The organism is Anaerovorax odorimutans (assembly GCF_024459955.1).
GTDB lineage: Bacteria > Bacillota > Clostridia > Peptostreptococcales > Anaerovoracaceae > Hominibacterium > Hominibacterium odorimutans_A.
Genome location: NZ_JANFXK010000052.1, coordinates 1 through 2022, shown reverse-complemented (window position 1 = coordinate 2022; position 2022 = coordinate 1). Strand labels below are relative to the sequence as shown.

The window sequence follows — 2022 nt, the reverse complement described above, 5'->3', positions numbered from 1 at the left end:
GGAGATCCGGGATTATACGGAATCCATGTTTTTCGGACTGTCCATGCGGCAGTTCTTTTTTTCAGTATTGGCCTGCGGTATGGCGGCCTTGCTATATTTTCTATTGCGGAACTATCTGGGCACGGAAACCGTCAGCTGGATGTGCATCCTGGGCGCTGCGCCTTTTGCCGCCATCGGTTTTATCCGTTATCACGGCATGAACGCGGAGCAGTTTGTCTGGGTGTGGATGAAGGCCGAGCTGCTTATGCCAAGGCAGCTGGGGTTTCGATCCGAAAACCTGTATTACGAAGCCTGGAAGATGAAAAGCGAGAAAAAGGAGGAGACCAAATATCATGATAAAAACGCTGCGTAACTTACTCAAACAAGACCGGGAAAATTTCAAAATCCCAAGAAGTGTACAGCAGATGATTCCCATTCAGACCATTTGGCCGGATGGAATCTTTCAAGTGGGAAAAACAAAATATGCAAAGACTTATCAGTTTTCGGACATCAACTATGCGGTAGCTAGTAGGGAAGACAAAGAGGCCATGTTTTTGGAATACAGTGAGCTTCTGAATTCCTTTGACAGCGGAGTAACCACTAAAATCACCATCAATAACCGTAGAATCAACCGGCAGGCCTTTGAAGAAAAAATTCTCATTCCTTTAAAAGGTGATGAAATGGACGGCTATCGCAAGGAATATAACCGGATGCTTCTTGAGAAAGCGACCGGGTCCAATAGTATGGTGCAGGAGAAATATATTACTGTGTCGGTGTTCAAGAAAAGCATTGAGGAAGCACGGACGTATTTCTCCCGTGTGACAACGGAACTGACCAGTCATTTCGCACGGCTGGGATCAAAACTAAGGGAATTGGACGCTGTCGAAAAATTGCGGGTGCTCCATGATTTTTACCGTGCAGGCCAGGAAACGGAGTTTCGTTTTGAACTGGCAGATGCTATGCGAAAGGGCCATTGCTTCCAAGATGCGATCTGCCCCGACAGCTTTGAATTTGAGTGCGGAACCTTCCGAATGGGAGAACGCTATGGGAGAGTGTTATTTCTGCGGGATTTTGCGTCCTTTATCAAAGACAGTATGGTAGCGGAATTGACGGATTTGGATCGAAACCTTATGCTCAGTATGGATGTGATCCCCATTCCCACCGATGAGGCGGTGCGGGAAGTGGAAAACCGGCTCCTGGGCGTGGAAACCAATATCACCAACTGGCAGCGCAGGCAGAACGCCAATAATAATTTCAGCGCCGTGATTCCCTATGATATGGAATTGCAGCGGAAAGAGACAAAAGAATTCTTAAATGATCTGACGGCGCGGGACCAACGTATGATGTTTACGGTACTTACCTTAGTTCATACGGCGGATAGCCGCGAGCAGTTGGACGATGATACTGACACGCTGCTGACCATTGCCAGAAAACATCTGTGCCAGCTTTCTACCTTGAACTTTCAGCAGGCGGACGGGCTGAATACCGTGCTGCCCATCGGCCGCCGCAACATTCATGCTTTGCGCACACTTACTACGGAAAGCCTAGCCGTGCTCATGCCCTTCCGGGTGCAAGAGATTCAAGACGATGGTGGCATTTACTGCGGGGAAAACGCCATATCGCACAATCTGATTCTTTGTAACAAGGCAAACCTGCTCAATCCAAACTCCTTTATTCTGGGCGTTCCTGGAAGCGGTAAGAGCTTTTTTGTGAAAGGCTGGTTGGAGTTTTTAGCTATGGCTACTCAAGATGATATTCTGATCTGTGATCCGGAAAATGAATATGCGGCCCTGGTTTCGGCCCTTGGCGGTGAAGTGATTCGCATTGCTGCGGGCAGCGACCACTTCATCAATGCCATGGATATGGTGGAAGGGTACGGAGACGGCAGCGACCCGGTGGTGGATAAATCTGAGTTTATCCTGTCTCTCTTTGAGCAGCTTGCCAAGCCCCATGGAATCGGCGCAAAAGAAAAGTCTATCGTGGACCGCTGCACGGAAGCCGTATACCGCGATTATCAGAATGGGGGCAGGGTTCCAACCCTAT

Annotated in this window: 2 protein-coding genes; both read left to right on the top strand. The window is 48.7% G+C overall.

Going from position 1 to position 2022, the window contains the following annotated elements; genetic code table 11:
* Window positions 1-352, top strand: a 352-nt coding sequence (locus NE619_RS17715; protein ID WP_256133820.1) for a PrgI family protein, incomplete at its 5' end; no start/stop codon positions are given.
* Window positions 333-2022, top strand: a 1690-nt coding sequence (locus tag NE619_RS17710) for a VirB4-like conjugal transfer ATPase, CD1110 family (protein ID WP_256133818.1), incomplete at its 3' end; no start/stop codon positions are given. The genes NE619_RS17715 and NE619_RS17710, both read left to right, overlap by 20 nt.